A 17,256-nucleotide genomic window follows, 5' to 3' on the forward strand; every position below is an offset into this window, starting at 1 on the left:
GTGGCGAAGATCAAGAGCCCCTCACCCTAGCCCTCTCCCGGAGGGAGAGGGGACTGATTGGGGGATATTCGAAAGTTGCATCGACCTGGAAATGCTTTACCGAATCCACAATCGACTCGGTTTTTCAGCTCGACGAAACCCTCAAGAACCCTGCGGTCGGCCCCCTCTCCCTTTGGGAGAGGGTTGGGGAGAGGGGCTTTTGATCTTAGCTGTGCAGCCGCACCCAAACGCTCACCAGCACCGTCGCCGCCATCAACCACGCCACCGCCGCCACAGCCAGCGAAGCCTCCAGCCGCATCCGGTCCACCATCACATACAACGTCGCCAGATAAACGAAGTAAGGAATGATCGACCACATCCCGAACACGATGGTGGTTTTCAGATCCTCAACCGAGCGCCCTTTGCCAACGATGTAATGCGCAATCAGCGCAAAGGTCGGGAACAGCGGCACCAATCCAGCGATGTAATAGTTTTTGGTTTTCGACAGCGCCGCGAGGATTAGCACCACAGCGGCGCCGATCGCGGCTTTGAGAATCAGGTCCATCAGTGGCTCAGCCCGTATTTCTTCACTTTGTCGAACAGCGTGGTCTTGGCCATGCCCAGCTCCAGGCTCGCCTGGGTCAGGTTGCCGCCGCTGCGTTGCAGGGCGTCGCTGAGCAGGTTGCGTTCGAACGCTTCCACCGCTTCGGCAAACGCCAGACCCTGACCGCTGCTGGCGCCGGATTTCTTGAACGCCGGCAAGCCGAGGGCGAATCGTTCGGCGACGTTGCGCAGTTCGCGCACGTTGCCCGGCCAGTCGTGGCTCATCAGGTTCGACAGCGTCTGGTTGTCCAGCTCCGGCAAGGCGCGGTCGAAGCGCAGCGCCGATTGCTGGGTGAAGTGTTCGAACAGTTGCAGGATGTCTTCGCGGCGTTCGCGCAGCGGCGGCAGTTCCAGGGTCACGACGTTGAGGCGGTAGTACAAGTCGCTGCGAAACTCGCCGGCCTTGCTCGAGGCGTCGAGGTCGGATTTGGTCGCCGCAATGACCCGGCAATCCACCGCCACGCTCTGGTTTGAGCCGAGGCGTTCGAGGGTGCGTTCCTGCAACACGCGCAGCAGCTTGATTTGCAACGGCAGCGGCATGCTTTCCACTTCGTCGAGGAACAGCGTGCCGCCGTCGGCGTGTTCGATCTTGCCGATGCGGCGCTTGCCCGCACCGGTAAAGGCGTTGGCCTCGTGGCCGAAGATCTCGCTTTCAAAGAGGTTTTCCGGCAGGCCGCCGCAGTTCAGCGCGACGAACTGTTTGCTGTGGCGGCGGCTGAAATCGTGCAGGCAGCGTGCGACCAGTTCCTTGCCGGTGCCGGTCTCGCCCTCGATCAGCACGTTGGCCGAGGTGTCGGCGACGTTGGCGATCAGTTCGCGCAGGTTCTGCATGGCGGGCGAACGGCCGATGATCCGTCCCTCAAGGGAATCGCGTTCGGCCAGTTGCCGGCGCAGCGACGACACTTCGCGGGCGAGGCTGCGTTGTTCCAGCGCACGCCGCGCGACATCGACCAACCGCTCCGGCGAAAAGGGTTTTTCCATGAAGTCATAGGCGCCTTTTTGCATCGCGCCAACCGCCATGGAAATGTCGCCATGGCCGGTGATCAGCACCACCGGCAGGCTGCGATCACGGGCCTTGAGGCGGGTCAGCAGTTCCAGGCCATCGATGCCCGGCAGGCGAATGTCGCTGATGACGATGCCGGCAAAGTTGTCGCCGACCTGCTCCAGCGCTTCTTCGGCACTGCCGACGCCGATGCAGGGGATGTCTTCCAGGGTCAGCGCCTGTTGGCAGCCGAGCAGCACATGGGGGTCGTCTTCGACGATCAGCACACTGAGATCGTTATTCATATGGGCTCGGCAGGTGTAGGGCTTACCAACGGTAAACTGAGGACAAAAGTGGTGCCACCGCTGGCCGGGTGTTCGACACCCAGATGCCCGCCGGTGGCGGCCGCGAGGCTGGCGGAAAGCGTCAGGCCCAGGCCCAGACCTTGCGCGCCGGGCTTGGTGGTGAAAAACGGTTCGAACAGATGCTTGCGCGCTTCGGCGTCTATGCCGTGGCCGTTGTCGCGCACGCGCAGGCGATACTTGCCGTCGAATTCTTCGCCTTCCAGCCACAACTCGGGTTGCGCTTGCGCGTGCATGGCGTCGAGGGCGTTGCCGATCAGGTTGACCAGAATCTGCTCCAGACGGGTCTGGTCAATGTGCAACTGCACATCGCTGAATTGCCGATGAATCTGCAGCGTTGAATTTTCCAGGCGTGCGCCGAGCAATTGCAGCGCCGCCTCGACGGCTTTGCCGAGGCTGGCCTGGCCGTGGTTGTCGCCGCGCCGGGCGAACGAGCGCAGGCTGGCGGTGATGCGGCCCATGCGATCGATCAAGTCATTGATGGTCTTGAGGTTGGTGCTGGCGACGTCCAGTTGCCCACGCTCAAGGAAGCGCACAGTATTGCCGGATAGCGTGCGCATCGCCGCCAGCGGCTGGTTCAGTTCGTGAGCGATGCTGGTCGACATCTGGCCGATGGCGGCGAGTTTGCCGGCCTGCACCAGTTCATCCTGGGCGCGGCGCAAAGTCTCTTCGGCCTGACGGCGTTCGCGGATTTGGCTCTTCAACCGTTCGTTGCTGGCGCGCAGGTCAGTGGTGCGTTCGGTAATCCGACGCTCGAGTTGATTGTTGGCTTCCTGCAGGGCTTCACGGGCGGCGAGGCGGGTGGCGATGACTTTGCGCCGCTCGTTCCAGGCGATCAGCAGGAAGGCGAGGAAGGCGAACGCGACGGCAACCAGAATGCCTTGATTGATCGCTTCGCGGCGCAAGTCCTGCAACGGGGTGAGCAGGGTGAAATTCCACGGCGTGTCGCTCAGGGGCCGGGTCTGCGCCAGGTAACTGATGTCGTCTTCGTCGGACTGCACTTCGCTGTTGGCCGGGAAGGTGAGTTTTTCCACGCCTTCGTCCAGCGTTTCGCGGGCCAGCGGTTGCAGTTCATTGAGCGGGAACCAGTAATACTGCAGGCTGCGCGCCAGCTTCTCTTTGACCTCGTCGCTCAGCGGGATCACCGACTTGAGGCGCCGTGCCGGATCGCTGGAGAGAATGATGATGCCGTTCTCGTCGCTGACAAACGCTTCCAGACGCGCACGCTGCCAGCGCTCTTCCATGGCTTCCAGGCGCACCTTGACCACCGCGACACCGATGATCTTGCCGTGCTCTTCGAGGCCGTGGGCGAGGTAATACCCGGGCTCGCCGCTGGTGCTGCCGATGCCGTAGAAGCGCCCCGGCTCGCCGCGAACGGCTTTCTGAAAGTAGGCGCGAAAGGACAGGTCCTCGCCGAGGTAGCTGTCGACATCGCGCCAGTTGCTGGTGGCCATGACCCGGCCGGTGGTGTCCATGACGTAGATGGCCCGACTGCGGCTGCGCCGGTTCAAGCCTTCAAGGTAATCGTTGACCGTGCGCCGGGTTTCCGGGGTCGGGTCGGCCAGCAGCTGAGAAACACTGGTTTCGAGTTCCAGCAGGCTGGGCAGGTAGGTGTATTTGCTGATCTCGCTTTCGACTGCGCGGGCATGCAGTTCCAGCTGACGCTGGCCATTTTCGCCGAGGCTGCGGATGCCGAAATGCTCACTCGTCCAGAAGCCGATGAAACCCAGACCGATCATCAAGGCGATGACCAGCGGCGGCAGGAACAAATGACGAATCAGACGGGGCTTCACGGCAAGTGATGGCGGCGCTGCGCGATAAAGATTGGGGTCGCATTTCATCACAGTTGCCTTGGGTCAACCACCACACTTACTGAAAGCTGTCACCGTCCCTGTGGGAGCTGGCTTGCCAGCGATAGCGGTCTGTCAGTCACAGCAGTAGCGACTGACACGACCCCATCGCGGGCGAGCCCGCTCCCACAGGGATAGCGGTGTTTACTCAATGCTGCAGGATTTTCTCGAGGAAGTGCTGCGCGCGTTCGGAGCGGGCGCTGATGTCGCCGAAGAACTCCTCTTTCGGGCAGTCTTCGATGATCTTGCCGGCGTCCATGAAGATCACGCGGTCGGCCACTTTACGGGCGAAGCCCATTTCGTGGGTCACGCACATCATGGTCATGCCTTCGTGGGCCAGTTGCACCATCACGTCGAGCACTTCGTTGACCATTTCCGGGTCGAGCGCCGAGGTCGGTTCGTCGAACAGCATGACGATCGGGTCCATCGCCAGCGCGCGGGCGATTGCCACACGCTGTTGCTGACCGCCGGACAATTGCCCTGGATGCTTGTGGGCATGCGCCGACAGACCGACGCGCTCAAGCAGTTGCAGACCTTTTTTGGTCGCCTCTTCCTTGCTCCGGCCCAACACCTTGATCTGGGCGATGGTCAGGTTTTCGGTGATGGTCAGGTGCGGGAACAATTCGAAATGCTGGAACACCATGCCCACGCGCGAACGCAGTTTCGGCAGGTTGGTCTTCGGGTCGGCAATCGAGGTGCCGTCGACGACGATGTCGCCTTTCTGGAACGGCTCCAGCGCGTTGACGCACTTGATCAGCGTCGATTTGCCCGAGCCCGACGGGCCGCAGACCACGATCACTTCGCCTTTCTTGACCTCGGTGCTGCAATCAGTCAGCACCTGGAAGTCCCCATACCACTTGTTGATGTTCTTGATAGAGATCATACGGCGAACCTTTTTTGCAGACGCTTGACCAGCAGCGAGGCGGAAAAGCTGATGATGAAGTAGACGACACCGGCGAAGATCAGGAACTCGTTGGAACGGCCGATGATGTCGCCGTTCGAGCGCGCGGAGTTGAGGAAGTCGACCAGGCCCACGGTGTAGACCAGCGAGGTGTCCTGGAACAGGATGATGCTCTGTTGCAGCAGCAACGGCGTCATCTTGCGGAACGCCTGGGGCAGGATGATCAGGCGCATGGTCTGGCCGTAGGTCATGCCCATCGCTTGCGCGGCAGCCATCTGACCTTTGGGAATCGACTGCACACCGGCCCGGACGATTTCACAGAAATACGCCGCTTCGAACATCATGAACGCCACGACGCACGAGGTGAATGCACCGATCGGCGTGTCTTCGCCGGTGATCCAGCGCAGCACGAACGGCACCGCCAGGTAGAACCAGGTGATCACCAGCAGCAGCGGGATCGAGCGGAAATAATTGACGTATGCGCCGGCAATATTCGACAGCAGTCTGCTCGACGACAGGCGCATCAGCGCCAGGATCGTTCCGAGCACGATGCCGCCGATCACGCCCATGACCATCAACTGCAAGGTCATGACCATGCCGTTCCACAGGCCCGGGATCGCGGGGATGATGCCGCTGAAATCGAAGTCCATTATTTACCCCCCACGGAGATCAGGCCGGGCACTGCGACTTTCTTCTCGACCATGCGCATCAGCAACATCAGGCTCATGTTCAGGGTGAAGTAGATCAGCGTGGCCAGGGTGAAGGCTTCAAACAGGTTGGCGGAAAACTCGGCGGTCTGTTTGGTTTGCGCCAGCAGTTCCATCAAGCCGATCAGGGACGCCACGGAGGAGTTCTTGAAGACGTTGAGGAATTCCGAGGTGAGCGGCGGAATGATGATCCGGTAAGCCTGCGGCAGCAGCACGTTCCAGTAGATCTGCGGCAGCTTGAAGCCCATCGCGCGGGCGGCGGCTTCCTGGCCGCGTGGCAGCGCCTGGATACCGGTGCGCACCTGCTCGCAGACACGGGCAGCGGTGAACAGACCCAGGCACACGACAACGCTCAGGTAAGCCGAGGTGGTCGGGTTGAGGTCTTGCTTGTACCAGTCCTGCAGGTTCTGCGGCAGCAGGTCGGGCACCAGGAAGTACCAGATGAACAGCTGAACCAGCAGCGGCACGTTGCGAAACAGTTCCACGTAGCAGGTCGCGATGCCCGCTACGATGCGGTTTGGCACAGTGCGCATGACCCCCAGAATGGAGCCCAGCAGCAAGGCGATGATCCACGCCACGACAGCGATGCCAATGGTCCAGCCCAGACCGGCGATGTACCAGTCGAGATAAGTCTCGCTGCCAACGCCGGTGGACTTGAAGAACACGCCCCAGTCCCAGTTGTAATTCATTAGGGTCTCCCCTCGAAATCGATCGATGTACAAGCACCCGCTTGGGGAAGTTCCTTTCCCGTCCGACGAGGAACGCCGGACACACGCGATCGGCTCGAAAACCGCCAGGTCGAGTGTTCCACAGCAAAGCCAGCAGGCAGTAACAGACGTCTGAGGGAGGGTCGCTCCCTCAGACGATAAGGTTAGTCAGGAATCAGATTTTCACGTCAGGCGCAGGCTTGTCGCTCGGGTTGGCGATCAGATCCTTCACCTTGTCGCTCATCGGGAAGTTCAGGTTCAGGCCTTTTGGCGGGATCGGGCTTTCGAACCACTTGCTGTAGATCTTGTTGATCTCGCCAGACTTGTACAGGCCGACAATGGCGTCATCGACGGCTTTCTTGAACGGCGCATCGCCTTTGCGAACCATGCAGGCATAGGCTTCGAAGGACTGCGGCGTGCCGGTGATGACCCAGTCAGTCGGCTTCTTGGCCTTGGCTTCTTCACCGGCCAGCAGGGCGTCGTCCATCATGAAGGCAACGGCGCGGCCGCTTTCGAGCATGTTGAAGGATTCGCCGTGGTCTTTGGCGGAGATGATGTTCATGCCCATCTGCTTGTCGGCGTTCATCGCTTTGATGATGCGCTCGGACGTGGTGCCAGCGGTGGTCACGACGTTTTTGCCTTTGAGATCGGCGAAGTCGTTATAGGACGGCTTGCCTTCCTTGTCTTTCTTGACCAGCAGACGGGTGCCGATTTCGAAGATGTTGACGGTGAAGTCGACCTGCTGGGCGCGTTCGGTGTTGTTGGTGGTGGAACCACACTCGATATCCGCGGTGCCGTTCTGGATCAGCGGGATACGGGTTTGCGAGGTTACCAGGTTGTACTTGACTTGCAGGTCTGGCTTGTTCAGGTCTTTTTTCAGGGCTTCAACGATCGCCATCTGAATGTCGTGGGAGTAGCCCACTGGTTTGCCGGAGGCATCCGCGATGTAGGAAAACGGGATGGAGCTGTCGCGGTGAGCGAGCGTGACGGTACCGGAATCGTTGATTTTCTTCAGGGTGCCGGTGAGTTCGGCGGCGAAAACTGGCGTGCTGATCAGAGCGGCAGCAATGGCTGCGCCCAGGATATGGGGAACGATGCGCATCAAATTTTCCTCGACATTGTTTTTTTTATGGAGCCAGTTTGTCGGCCCTTTTGTGCTTCGAATGCCTGACGGCTCCTGAAGTGTTGGCTCAGCGGGCATTCGTCGAGAGAGTGTAGAGCATGAGTCGTGCCAGAGCAGGCGACGATGGCTAAGTTATTGTTTTGTAACATTATTAAACTTTTGTGATGGTATTTTTGTGAATGGCTGATCCGGTTTACCGAATTGACTATAAAGTCTCGTTCGGAAAACCGAACATGGCGTACGGACTCGTCAAGCGTTTATCCCGCAAGGGGTGTTTCATGCAAATACACCCACTTCACGCCTTGTAAAGATGCGCGCAGGATCGCCACCGACAGCCGCGAATGTTCAATGCCATGCAGCCGATGGGTTTCCACATAGCTCAGCGCCAGCGTCTCATCCTCCTGCCAGACAGTGTGCAAATCGCTGATGCCGATCTCAAGTCCCGGACGTACCCCCACGGCACCTCTGAACAATTGCTCGACTTCACAGCGGTTCAAAGGAATTGCCGAAACCCCGACCATGCTGAAGTCATCTGCAAACGCGTGCAGCAACGGCTCTATGCTCGCTTCGCCGGTTCCGTCGGTATCGGTGAACACACGATGTATCAGGTCGTGAACGTGGTGAATACTGTGTTTGGCCAGTTCAGTCAGCTCATGCGTCATGGGTTTTCCTTTGAAGGGTTCAATTGGCTCATCTGAAAAAGCGGGAACAGCCCGATCAGTGCCGCCATCGCGAAGGTGGCGTGATAGGCAGCGGTGATTTCGAACTGCTTGAGCAGGACGTTGAAAATCATCAGAAACAACGCGGCACCGAGGCTGAACGACATCTGCCGGTTGATGTTCCAGATCACGCTGGCCTTGTGCGTATCACCGCCGGCAAAGTCCATCAGCGAGGTGGTTTGTGCAGTGCTGGCACCGATGCCGCCGCCAACGCCCATCAAGCTGTAAGCGATGAAAATCACCCACAGGTCCGTCGGGTCGTTGACCAGTATCAGCGTAGCGATACCGGCGCTGTGCAGCATCATCCCTAAGGTGAACAGACGCTTGGCCCCGACGCGGTTGTAGACACGGCCGCAAATCGTCATGGCGATGAACGCGCCGATGGCATAGACAATCATGAACATGCCGGTCAGGCGGGCGCTGAAATGCAGGGTGTCCTGCAGGAAGAAAATGCTCATCAGATTGACCCCGGTGAACACACCGGGAATCGCGTAATAGATGAGGATCGAGCTGCTGAGCTTTTTGCTTTTGAGCAGGCTCAATTCAATGATCGCATGGCGGCAGCGGCGGTAGTGCAGCAGGTACAGCGCGATGAACATCAGGCCGGCCGTGACGCAGATCAGCGCGACCAACGACGGGTAATCGCCGCCGTACAACGACATGCCCAGCAGCAGGCTGGCGAGTGCGGCGCTGACCAGCAACAGGCCTTTGATGTCCGGGCGGGGCAGGCTGGTCGGTTTGCTTTCCTTGATCCAGAACCACGACAGCCCGGCGGCGATCAGCGAGAACGGAATGTTGCTGTAGAACACCCAGCGCCAGGAACTGCTGTCGACAATAATGCCGCCAACAGTCGGTGAGATGGCCGGGGCGATCAGTGCGACGGCCATCACCAGTGTGGAGATTTTTGCCCGCTCTTCACCCTGAAACAAATTGAAGGTCAAAGCCTGCCCGACCGGAATCAACAACCCGCCGCCTATCCCTTGCAGGAAACGCCAGGCAACCAGTTCGTGGAAGCTGTCAGACAGCCCACACATCCACACCGAACCTGTGAACACCAGCATCGACGCCGTGAGAATCCCGCGGCTGCCAAAACGTCCGGCCAGCCAGGTGCTGACTGGAATAATCAGGGTCAGACCAAGAATATAAGCATTGGCGACCCATGCCACCGATGAAGTACTGACGTGTAAAGTTGCCGATATACTTGGCAGGGCTACCGCCGACATAAATATGTTTATACAGTCAATAAAGAAGCCGATCAGAAAGATCAGCGCGATCTTGTAGCGATAGTTCATTGCGCATCCTCTTTGCCGCGCAGGATAGGGGCGATGGACTTGAAGTGTCGATACGACTATGCTTAAAACAATGTTTGGCAGGATTTAACAGTGAGCCATCGCTTCATGCACTCTCACCTTAATCGGGTTCAGACGTTTCTCGCGGTGGTCGATTTTGGTTCTTATACCAAGGCCGCGAATTACCTCGGCATCAGTAAAGCCATGGCCAGCCTGCATGTCAAGGCACTTGAGGAAGTCCTGTCGGCGACGTTGCTGATACGTAATACCCGCAACATAGCCCTGACGGAGATAGGGCAGGACTTTTATGAAAAGTTCAAGGCTATTGTCGCGGATATCGACAATGCCTTTGACAATGTATTGAAGGGTAATAATCGGGTGTCGGGCAAGTTGCGGATTAGTTCAACCAGCGAGTATGGCGAGAAGTTTATCCTGCCGTTGATACCGTTGTTTTCCGAGAACTATCCGGAGATTCGCCTGTGCTACAACTTTAATTCTTCGTTGAATGACCTGGTCGCAGAAAAACTCGATCTGGTGGTACGTCTGGGTAATCTGGCGGACTCGGCGTTCAAGTGTCGCAAGTTGGCGGACTACGAAATCGTCCTGGTGGCCACCGAGGCGTTTCTCGCCCGCCATCCAGTAGCAGAGCCGCAAGACCTGAATCACCTGCCGTGGATCGCCAACAGCAATCTTCAGGCGCCGACGCAGTGGACGTTGCGCGACGGGCAAGGGCGAAGCGTGGAGGTCAACGGTACCAGTCACTTCGAGTCGAATTCCTCTACAGCGATCCGCTCGATGACCTTGTCATCGCTGGGTGCTTCAATACTGCCGGCATGGATGGTCGAAGACGATATTGTCGCCGGGCGTCTGGTGCGTCTGCTGCCTGGCTATTCGCTGCCATCACAGTCGATCAATGTAGTGTTTCCCAACACAGCGCACCTGCCGCACAAGTCACGGGCGTTCATTGATTTTCTGTTGCTTCACCTGTCTCGGTGATGCCGACCTGAAAGCCCCTCACCCTAGCCCTCTCCCGGAGGGAGAGGGGACTGATCCTGGCGACTGGGCGAGATGCACTAATCTGGCATACCGAGTCGAACTCAGAATTTGAACCTCATGAAGATCGGCTCCCTTCCCCCTCTATCCCCTGGGGGAGAGGGCTGGGGTGAGGGGGAAGAGGATCTAACTGACCCAATCAAATTTTGCAGAGCCCACAAAACAAAAAAGCCCCTGAATCTCTCAATTCAGGGGCTTTCGTTCAAGCGTTGCTCACATCACGCCGCTTCGATCTTGCGGTTCTGCTCAACCTTGCCCAGATACGTCGCCAGCTTCTGCTGCTCGTCCGCCGTAGTGAACAACCCGAGCTTGGTGCGCCGCCACAGAATGTCGTGCGCCGTGGTCGCCCACTCTTCGCTGCACAGATAATCGACTTCGCGGGTGTAGAGACCGCCGCCGATGTGTTCGCCCATGTCGGCCAGGCTTTCTACGCCTTCGAGCATGCGCCAGGTGCGGCTGCCGTAGGTCACCGACCAGCGACGGGCGATTTCCGTCGGGACGAAGTCGAACTTGTCACGGATCAGTGCGCTGAGTGCCTGCGGGGTGGTCATGTCTTCGCCGCCGGGCAGGGTCGCCGTGGCGGTCCAGCTAGGGCGCATCTGGGTAAAGAACGGCATCAGTTGCGCCATCGCCGACTCGGCGAGTTTGCGGTAGGTGGTCAGCTTGCCGCCGAACACCGACAGCAACGGTGCTTCCTGCGCGTTGCCGGACAGCGCCAGCGTGTAGTCGCGGGTCACGGCCGATGGGTTATCCGATTCGTCGTTGCACAACGGACGTACGCCCGAGTAGCTGTGCTGGATGTCGTCGCGGCTGAGCTGCTTCTTGAAGTGTTCGTTGACCACTTTCAGCAGATAGTCGGTTTCGACTTCGGTGATCGCCACTTTCGTCGGGTCGCCGGTGTATTCGCGGTCGGTGGTGCCGATCAGCGTGAAGTGGTTCAGGTACGGAATGGTGAAGACGATGCGCTGATCTTCGTTTTGCAGAATGTGCGCATGCTCGCCTTCGTACAGCTTCGGCACGATGATGTGGCTGCCCTGAATCAGACGGATGCCGTACGGCGACTCCATCTTCAGATCGTCGCGGATGAACTTGGCGACCCACGGGCCTGCTGCGTTGACCAGAGCTTTGGCCGTGATCGAAAACAGGCTGCCGTCAGCGCGTTCCAGGTGCAGATGCCACAAGCCTTTGGCCCGGCGCGCGCTGACGCAACGGGTCTGGGTGTGCACGTGGGCACCTTTTTCTCGGGCGGCCATAGCGTTAAGCACTACGAGGCGGGCGTCGTCGACCCAGCAATCGGAATACTCGAAGCCTTTCTTGATCTCGCTTTTCAGCGCGCTGTCGGCGCCGAACTTCAGGCTTTTCGAGCCTGGCAGTTTTTCGCGCTTGCCGAGGTTGTCATACAGGAACAGGCCAGCACGGATCATCCACGCCGGGCGCAGGTGCGGGCGGTGCGGCAACACGAAGCGCATCGGTTTGACGATGTGCGGCGCCTTGGCCAGCAGTACTTCGCGCTCGGCCAATGCTTCACGCACCAGACGGAATTCGTAGTGTTCGAGATAGCGCAAGCCACCATGGATCAGCTTGCTGCTGGCCGACGAGGTGTGGCTGGCCAAGTCATCTTTTTCGCAAAGGAACACCGAGAGCCCGCGACCGGCGGCATCCGCAGCGATCCCGACGCCATTGATCCCGCCACCAATGACGGCGATATCGTAGATCTCGGAGACAGGGGGCGTTCGCAAGGTAGAGGTGGACATTGGCTGGCCTCGGGCTTTTTTGATTTTCTATATTTGAAATCGAACATAAATGTTCATTTGCGAAAATGGTAGCCCATAAAGACGCGCACAGCCAGTCGCCTTCGATTGAAAAAACTCATCGAAGGGCGGGGAAAGGAAAATTATCGAACATGAGATGCGCGAGAAGGCGCAGAAGAGGTGATGCAGATCGTTCCCACGCAGAGCGTGGAAACGAGAGGTTAAACGACTTCCAGGCGAATCTTGTGCTGACTCAGCAGCTGCGCCAATGCCGGCACCGGTTGCTGATCGGTCACCAGACAGTCGATCAGGCTGATCGGCCCCAGCCGGATCATCGCATTGCGCCCGAACTTGCTCGAGTCTGCCGCCAGAATCACCTGGCGCGCATTGGCAATGATCGCCTGCGATACACGGACTTCCTGATAATCGAAGTCGAGCAGGCTGCCATCCTCGTCGATGCCGCTGATCCCGACCAAGGCGAAATCGACCTTGAACTGATTGATGAAATCCACGCTTGCCTGACCGACCACACCCCCGTCGCGCCGCACATTGCCGCCGGTCAACAGCACGTCGAAATCATCCTTGGCGCTGAGCATCGACGCGACGTTGAGGTTGTTGGTGATGATTTTCAAATGGCTGTGATTGAGCAGGGCGCGGGCAATCGATTCGGTGGTGGTGCCGATGTTGATGAACAACGAGGCGTGATCGGGGATCTGCGCGGCGATGGCTTCGCCGATGCGTTGTTTTTCATCGCGCATCTGATCGGCGCGCATCGCATAGGCGGTGTTTTCGACGCTGGAATCATAAGCCGCGCCGCCATGATAGCGACGCAACAGATTGGCTTCCGCGAGCTGATTGATATCGCGGCGAATGGTTTGCGGGGTAACAACGAACAGCGTGGCCATTTCCTCGATGCTCACATAGCCGCGTTCGCGGACCAGCTCGAGGATTTGCTGCTGACGGGGAGGCAGATTCATGGGGCTTCCTTTGGGCTGCCAAGCAAAATTTGCTCATGATGCCGCAGGAATCCGCTCCCTACCAGTTTGATGCCTGTCTGTAACTGAACCTTGGCTTATTCAGCGTCCTCGCGCGCCCAGTCACGGGTGCGGCTGACGGCTTTTTTCCAGCCTTTGTACAGTTTCTCTTTCGCGGCTTCGTCCAGGCTCGGTTCGAACTCGCGCTCGATCACCGCTTTGCCGCGCAATTCGTCCAGGCTGCCCCAGAAACCGCACGCCAGACCCGCCAGATACGCCGCGCCGAGGGCGGTGGTTTCGCGCATTTGCGGGCGCTCGACCTGGGTGCCGAGGATGTCGGCCTGGAACTGCATGAGGAAGTTGTTCGCCACTGCGCCGCCGTCCACACGCAACGCCTTGAGGCGTTCGCCGGAGTCCTGCTGCATGGCGTCGAGCACATCGCGGGTCTGGTAGGCGATCGATTCCAGCGCGGCGCGGATAATGTGATCCACACGCACGCCGCGGGTCAGGCCGAACAGTGCGCCGCGGGCATACGGGTCCCAGTATGGCGCGCCGAGACCGGTGAAGGCCGGTACCAGATAGACGCCATTGCTGTCCTTGACCTTGTTGGCGAAGTACTCGGTGTCGTGGGCGTCGTTGACGATTTTCAGTTCGTCACGCAGCCACTGCACGGTCGAACCGCCGTTGAACACCGCGCCTTCCAGTGCGTAGGCCACTTCACCGCGTGGGCCGCAAGCGATGGTGGTGAGCATGCCGTGCTGCGATTTCACCGCTTTGTCGCCGGTGTTCATCAGCAGGAAGCAGCCGGTGCCGTAGGTGTTTTTCGCCTGACCCGGCTCGACGCACATCTGACCGAACAGTGCCGCTTGTTGGTCGCCGGCGATGCCGCCGATGGCGATACCGCTCTTGGTGCGACCGTAGATTTCCGAAGAGGCTTTGACTTCCGGGAGCATTTCGCGCGGGATGTCGAGAATTTCCAGCATCTTCGAATCCCATTCCAGCGAATGGATGTTGAAGAGCATGGTGCGTGAGGCGTTGGTGTAGTCGGTGACGTGCACCTTGCCACCGGTGAACTTCCAGATCAGCCAGCTATCGACGGTACCGAACAGCAGCTCGCCGTTGCGCGCACGCTCGCGGCTGCCTTCGACGTTGTCGAGAATCCACTTCAGCTTGGTGCCGGAGAAGTACGGGTCGGTGACCAGACCGGTGGTGTCGCGGATGTAGTCTTCATGACCATCACGCTTGAGTTGCTGACAGATTTCGGTACTGCGGCGGCACTGCCAGACAATGGCGTTGTACACCGGGCGGCCGGTGGTCTTGTCCCACACAACAGTGGTTTCACGCTGGTTGGTGATGCCGATGGCGGCCACCTGATCGTGATGCAGGCCCGCCTGGGCCAGCGCTTCGACCATCACCGCACTCTGGGTGGCGAAGATTTCCATCGGATCATGCTCGACCCAACCGGCCTGCGGGTAGTGCTGGACGAACTCGCGCTGCGCGGTGCAAACCACGTTCGCATCGCGGTCGAAAATGATCGCGCGCGAACTGGTCGTACCCTGATCGAGGGCAATGATGTAGTTCTTGTTCTGAATGTCGGTCATGTCGATTGCCTTGGACGAAATAAGGGAGAGTGGGCCGTGGCGCAGGCTCGGGGGGGCAGGAGCCGGCGCCGACTGTTTCAGGACGTTCTGGGTTTGCCGTCAATGGCCGGTTCTGCATCCTTTGTAGCAGGTGTGGCGCCGGTCAGGTGGCGGGCGATGAGCCCGCGGTACCCGGCAGCGCCGAGGCAGGCACCGACAATCGGTGCAAAAATCGGAATCAGGAAATACGGAATGTCACGGCCGCCAGTGAAGGAAATTTCACCCCAGCCAGTGAAGAAAGTCATCAGTTTGGGACCGAAATCTCGCGCCGGGTTCATCGCAAAACCGGTCAGCGGGCCCATCGAGCTGCCGATCACGGCGATCAGCAAGCCGATCAGCAGCGGCGCCATCGGGCCGCGCGGCAGGCCGTTGTTGTCGTCGGTCAGGGCCATGATCACGCCCATCAGGATCGCGGTGATGATCATCTCGACCAGAAACGCCTGAGCGGTCGACAGCGCCGGATTTGGGAACGTCGAGAACACCGAGGCCAGTTCGAGGCTGGCTGCCGAGCCACGAACCATTTGGTGAGTTTGTTCGAAATCGAAGAACAGATTGCTGTACAGCGTGTAGACCAGCAGCGCGCCACAGAAGGCGCCGGCGATCTGCGAAAGAATGTAGAACGGCAGTTTGCGCTTTTCGAAATCGGCGAAAACCGCCAGAGCGATGCTTACGGCGGGGTTCAAATGCGCGCCGGAAACCCCGGCCGTCAGGTAGATCGCCATGCTCACGCCGACGCCCCAGATGATGCTGATTTCCCACAGGCCGAAGCTGGCGCCCGCGACTTTGAGCGCGGCAACACAACCGGTGCCAAAAAATATCAGCAGGGCGGTGCCGAGAAATTCGGCCAGGCATTGGCCCCAAAGCGATGGTTGCGGTAAAGCAGTGGTCATTGAATACCTCGGTTTTTGTTGTTGTCTGGCGCGTTGCCAACAGGGCAAGGCGCGATATCCGCCGGTCAGGAATCCCCATTCCGTCCCCGGGTACTGCAATATCGATAATTCTTACATTATTCAGTTTCGAAAAAATATAGACAAGAAACAAACCTGTCAAAGGTCGAAAGTGAACTGTCAGTCACAATAAAACTATTCGTAGCGTGAATGATCCCTCGTCGAAGGTGCCGTCTGGTTGGCCTGGAATCGCTGCAGGTCCCGGGAATCGTGGCGTGCACTAGAGCCTTTTGCACCGTGATCGCCTAGAATCCGGCGCAGGTTTTTCCCGTCACTGCCGAGCCCGGAGCTGCCATGACCCCTGCGTTGGACTTGTTAAAAAAAGTTCGTGCCGAACATCGCGTGCACAGTTACGAACATGACCCCAAAGCCGCTTCGTACGGGCTCGAAGCTGCAGAGAAGCTGGCGCTTGAGCCGGCGCAGGTGTTCAAGACGCTGCTGGCGGCGAGCGAAAAAGGCGAATTGCTGGTGGCGGTAGTGCCGGTCGTCGGAAGCCTTGATCTCAAAGGCTTGGCGCATGCGTCGGGGGTGAAGAAAGTCGAAATGGCTGACCCGGCAGCGGCGCAGCGCTCCACCGGTTATCTGTTGGGCGGCATCAGTCCGCTGGGACAGAAGAAGCGCCTGCGCACGTTCATCGATAACTCGGCGCAAGGCTTCGCCACCATTTATGTCAGCGCCGGGCGCCGAGGACTGGAAGTCGAGTTGGCGCCGGCAGTGCTTGCCGAACACACTCAGGCGAAATTCGCTGACATCGGCCGACCCTGAACTGCCTCGGCACTGTATGAAAGAATATCGCGGGTTCTGTCACTGGCACCGCCCGCCGCGCAGTAGCATGCTGTGCCGACTGACTTAAGGAGAAGGTTATGCAGCTTGCGTTTCATCAGGTCGACGCGTTCAGTGACCGGCCGTTCAGTGGCAATCCGGCCATGGTTTATCGGCTCGATGCGTGGCTCGCTGACGAGTTGATGCAGAAGATCGCCGCCGAGCACAATCTGGCGGAAACCGCGTTCCTGGTGCGCGAAGGCCAGGCCTGGCATATCCGCTGGTTCACCCCGACCACCGAAGTGCCACTGTGCGGGCACGCGACACTGGCCAGCGCTTATGTGTTGTTCGAGATCTACGGTGAAACCGCTGAGCGTATCGACTTCATCTGCAAATCCGGGCCGCTGAGTGTCAGTCGTGAAGATGATCGGTTGTGGCTGGACTTCCCGACGATTGTGCCGACAGAGATCGGCGTGACACTGGATGTGCAGCGCGCCTTGGGTGTCGAAGCGGTTGATGTGCTCGGCTCCAACGAACTGTTTGTGGTACTGGAGTCGGAGCAGGCGGTGCTTGATTGCACGCCGGACATGGCGGCGCTGGCGAAGCTGCCGTGGCTGGGCGCGATCGTTACCGCTCGCGGCAACCAGCATGATTTCGTCTCACGTTATTTCGCCCCTGCGATTGGCATCAATGAAGATCCGGTCACCGGATCGACCCACTGCAGCCTGATTCCGTATTGGTCGAAACGACTGGGAAAATCGAGCCTGACCGCCTGCCAGCGCTCGGCGCGAGGCGGGGAGTTGTTTTGTCGACTGGAAGGTGAGCGGGTGAAGATCGGCGGCAATGCGACGTTGGTGGCAAGCGGCACCCTGTTTCTCAACTAACCCCGGTCTATGTAGGAGTGAGC

Annotated in this window: 16 protein-coding genes; 3 read left to right on the forward strand and 13 right to left on the reverse strand. The window is 59.1% G+C overall.

Annotation, left to right across the window (positions count from 1 at the left end; all coding sequences use genetic code 11):
* Window positions 1-205 precede the first annotated feature (205 nt).
* The 9 genes from BLU24_RS07230 to BLU24_RS07270 form a co-directional block, all read right to left on the reverse strand.
* Complete coding sequence (locus BLU24_RS07230; protein ID WP_172833320.1) at window positions 206-535, reverse strand: GlpM family protein; 330 nt, start codon at window positions 533-535, stop codon at window positions 206-208.
* Between the two features lie 8 nt (window positions 536-543).
* Window positions 544-1,821: a sigma-54-dependent transcriptional regulator gene (locus BLU24_RS07235; protein ID WP_231988045.1), complete on the reverse strand. Its 1,278-nt coding sequence runs from the start codon at window positions 1,819-1,821 to the stop codon at window positions 544-546.
* A gap of 44 nt (window positions 1,822-1,865) precedes the next feature.
* Window positions 1,866-3,767 carry a sensor histidine kinase gene (locus BLU24_RS07240; RefSeq protein WP_093098742.1) on the reverse strand — a complete coding sequence of 634 codons (1,902 nt, stop codon included), beginning with the start codon at window positions 3,765-3,767 and terminating at the stop codon, window positions 1,866-1,868.
* Window positions 3,768-3,924: 157 nt separating this feature from the next.
* Window positions 3,925-4,659: an amino acid ABC transporter ATP-binding protein gene (locus BLU24_RS07245; protein ID WP_007916729.1), complete on the reverse strand. Its 735-nt coding sequence runs from the start codon at window positions 4,657-4,659 to the stop codon at window positions 3,925-3,927.
* A complete protein-coding gene (locus tag BLU24_RS07250; protein ID WP_090285895.1) occupies window positions 4,656-5,327 on the reverse strand; it encodes an amino acid ABC transporter permease in 672 nt (223 codons plus the stop codon). The genes BLU24_RS07245 and BLU24_RS07250 overlap by 4 nt, the downstream gene beginning before the upstream one ends.
* The gene (locus BLU24_RS07255; RefSeq protein ID WP_090285893.1) at window positions 5,327-6,073 is read right to left on the reverse strand and encodes an amino acid ABC transporter permease; all 747 of its coding nucleotides are present in this window, start codon (window positions 6,071-6,073) and stop codon (window positions 5,327-5,329) included. Before BLU24_RS07255 ends, BLU24_RS07250 begins: the two co-directional genes overlap by 1 nt.
* A gap of 193 nt (window positions 6,074-6,266) precedes the next feature.
* Window positions 6,267-7,193 carry a glutamate/aspartate ABC transporter substrate-binding protein gene (locus tag BLU24_RS07260; RefSeq protein ID WP_093098745.1) on the reverse strand — a complete coding sequence of 309 codons (927 nt, stop codon included), beginning with the start codon at window positions 7,191-7,193 and terminating at the stop codon, window positions 6,267-6,269.
* A gap of 278 nt (window positions 7,194-7,471) precedes the next feature.
* The gene (locus BLU24_RS07265) at window positions 7,472-7,876 is read right to left on the reverse strand and encodes a DUF4440 domain-containing protein (protein ID WP_093098748.1); all 405 of its coding nucleotides are present in this window, start codon (window positions 7,874-7,876) and stop codon (window positions 7,472-7,474) included.
* Window positions 7,873-9,225, reverse strand: a complete 1,353-nt coding sequence (locus BLU24_RS07270; protein ID WP_093098751.1) for an MFS transporter — start codon at window positions 9,223-9,225, stop codon at window positions 7,873-7,875. Before BLU24_RS07270 ends, BLU24_RS07265 begins: the two co-directional genes overlap by 4 nt.
* A gap of 105 nt (window positions 9,226-9,330) precedes the next feature.
* On the opposite strand from BLU24_RS07270, the gene BLU24_RS07275 reads away from it, so the two are divergent.
* The gene (locus BLU24_RS07275) at window positions 9,331-10,218 is read left to right on the forward strand and encodes a LysR family transcriptional regulator (protein ID WP_093106501.1); all 888 of its coding nucleotides are present in this window, start codon (window positions 9,331-9,333) and stop codon (window positions 10,216-10,218) included.
* A gap of 275 nt (window positions 10,219-10,493) precedes the next feature.
* Here the strand turns inward: BLU24_RS07275 and glpD are convergent, their stop codons facing one another.
* The 4 genes from glpD to BLU24_RS07295 form a co-directional block, all read right to left on the reverse strand.
* Window positions 10,494-12,029 (reverse strand): glycerol-3-phosphate dehydrogenase, encoded by a 1,536-nt coding sequence (gene glpD, locus BLU24_RS07280; RefSeq protein WP_093098754.1) that lies wholly within the window; start codon window positions 12,027-12,029, stop codon window positions 10,494-10,496.
* A gap of 218 nt (window positions 12,030-12,247) precedes the next feature.
* Window positions 12,248-13,003 carry a DeoR/GlpR family transcriptional regulator gene (locus tag BLU24_RS07285; RefSeq protein ID WP_007963957.1) on the reverse strand — a complete coding sequence of 252 codons (756 nt, stop codon included), beginning with the start codon at window positions 13,001-13,003 and terminating at the stop codon, window positions 12,248-12,250.
* 95 nt (window positions 13,004-13,098) lie between these two features.
* Window positions 13,099-14,601, reverse strand: coding sequence for a glycerol kinase GlpK (gene glpK / locus BLU24_RS07290; protein ID WP_090285887.1), 1,503 nt, complete (start codon window positions 14,599-14,601; stop codon window positions 13,099-13,101).
* 77 nt (window positions 14,602-14,678) lie between these two features.
* Window positions 14,679-15,530 (reverse strand): MIP/aquaporin family protein, encoded by an 852-nt coding sequence (locus BLU24_RS07295; protein WP_093098757.1) that lies wholly within the window; start codon window positions 15,528-15,530, stop codon window positions 14,679-14,681.
* Window positions 15,531-15,881: 351 nt separating this feature from the next.
* Between BLU24_RS07295 and ybaK the strand changes: the two genes are divergently transcribed.
* Together ybaK and BLU24_RS07305 are read left to right on the forward strand one after the other, a co-directional pair.
* A complete protein-coding gene (ybaK, locus tag BLU24_RS07300) occupies window positions 15,882-16,352 on the forward strand; it encodes a Cys-tRNA(Pro) deacylase (RefSeq protein ID WP_093098760.1) in 471 nt (156 codons plus the stop codon).
* A gap of 98 nt (window positions 16,353-16,450) precedes the next feature.
* Complete coding sequence (locus BLU24_RS07305) at window positions 16,451-17,233, forward strand: PhzF family phenazine biosynthesis protein (RefSeq protein ID WP_093098763.1); 783 nt, start codon at window positions 16,451-16,453, stop codon at window positions 17,231-17,233.
* Window positions 17,234-17,256 lie beyond the last annotated feature (23 nt).

Source organism: Pseudomonas sp. Z003-0.4C(8344-21) (assembly GCF_900104975.1).
Lineage (GTDB): Bacteria > Pseudomonadota > Gammaproteobacteria > Pseudomonadales > Pseudomonadaceae > Aquipseudomonas > Aquipseudomonas granadensis.

Bases quoted from the DNA above. Each gene is read 5' to 3' on its own strand.
- BLU24_RS07240 (WP_093098742.1), bottom strand. From the start codon at position 3,767: ATGAAATGCGACCCCAATCTTTATCGCGCAGCGCCGCCATCACTTGCC.
- BLU24_RS07245 (WP_007916729.1), bottom strand. From the start codon at position 4,659: ATGATCTCTATCAAGAACATCAACAAGTGGTATGGGGACTTCCAGGTG.
- BLU24_RS07250 (WP_090285895.1), bottom strand. From the start codon at position 5,327: ATGGACTTCGATTTCAGCGGCATCATCCCCGCGATCCCGGGCCTGTGG.
- BLU24_RS07255 (WP_090285893.1), bottom strand. From the start codon at position 6,073: ATGAATTACAACTGGGACTGGGGCGTGTTCTTCAAGTCCACCGGCGTT.
- BLU24_RS07260 (WP_093098745.1), bottom strand. From the start codon at position 7,193: ATGCGCATCGTTCCCCATATCCTGGGCGCAGCCATTGCTGCCGCTCTG.
- BLU24_RS07265 (WP_093098748.1), bottom strand. From the start codon at position 7,876: ATGACGCATGAGCTGACTGAACTGGCCAAACACAGTATTCACCACGTT.
- BLU24_RS07270 (WP_093098751.1), bottom strand. From the start codon at position 9,225: ATGAACTATCGCTACAAGATCGCGCTGATCTTTCTGATCGGCTTCTTT.
- BLU24_RS07275 (WP_093106501.1), top strand. From the start codon at position 9,331: ATGCACTCTCACCTTAATCGGGTTCAGACGTTTCTCGCGGTGGTCGAT.
- glpD (WP_093098754.1), bottom strand. From the start codon at position 12,029: ATGTCCACCTCTACCTTGCGAACGCCCCCTGTCTCCGAGATCTACGAT.
- BLU24_RS07285 (WP_007963957.1), bottom strand. From the start codon at position 13,003: ATGAATCTGCCTCCCCGTCAGCAGCAAATCCTCGAGCTGGTCCGCGAA.
- glpK (WP_090285887.1), bottom strand. From the start codon at position 14,601: ATGACCGACATTCAGAACAAGAACTACATCATTGCCCTCGATCAGGGT.
- BLU24_RS07295 (WP_093098757.1), bottom strand. From the start codon at position 15,530: ATGACCACTGCTTTACCGCAACCATCGCTTTGGGGCCAATGCCTGGCC.
- ybaK (WP_093098760.1), top strand. From the start codon at position 15,882: ATGACCCCTGCGTTGGACTTGTTAAAAAAAGTTCGTGCCGAACATCGC.
- BLU24_RS07305 (WP_093098763.1), top strand. From the start codon at position 16,451: ATGCAGCTTGCGTTTCATCAGGTCGACGCGTTCAGTGACCGGCCGTTC.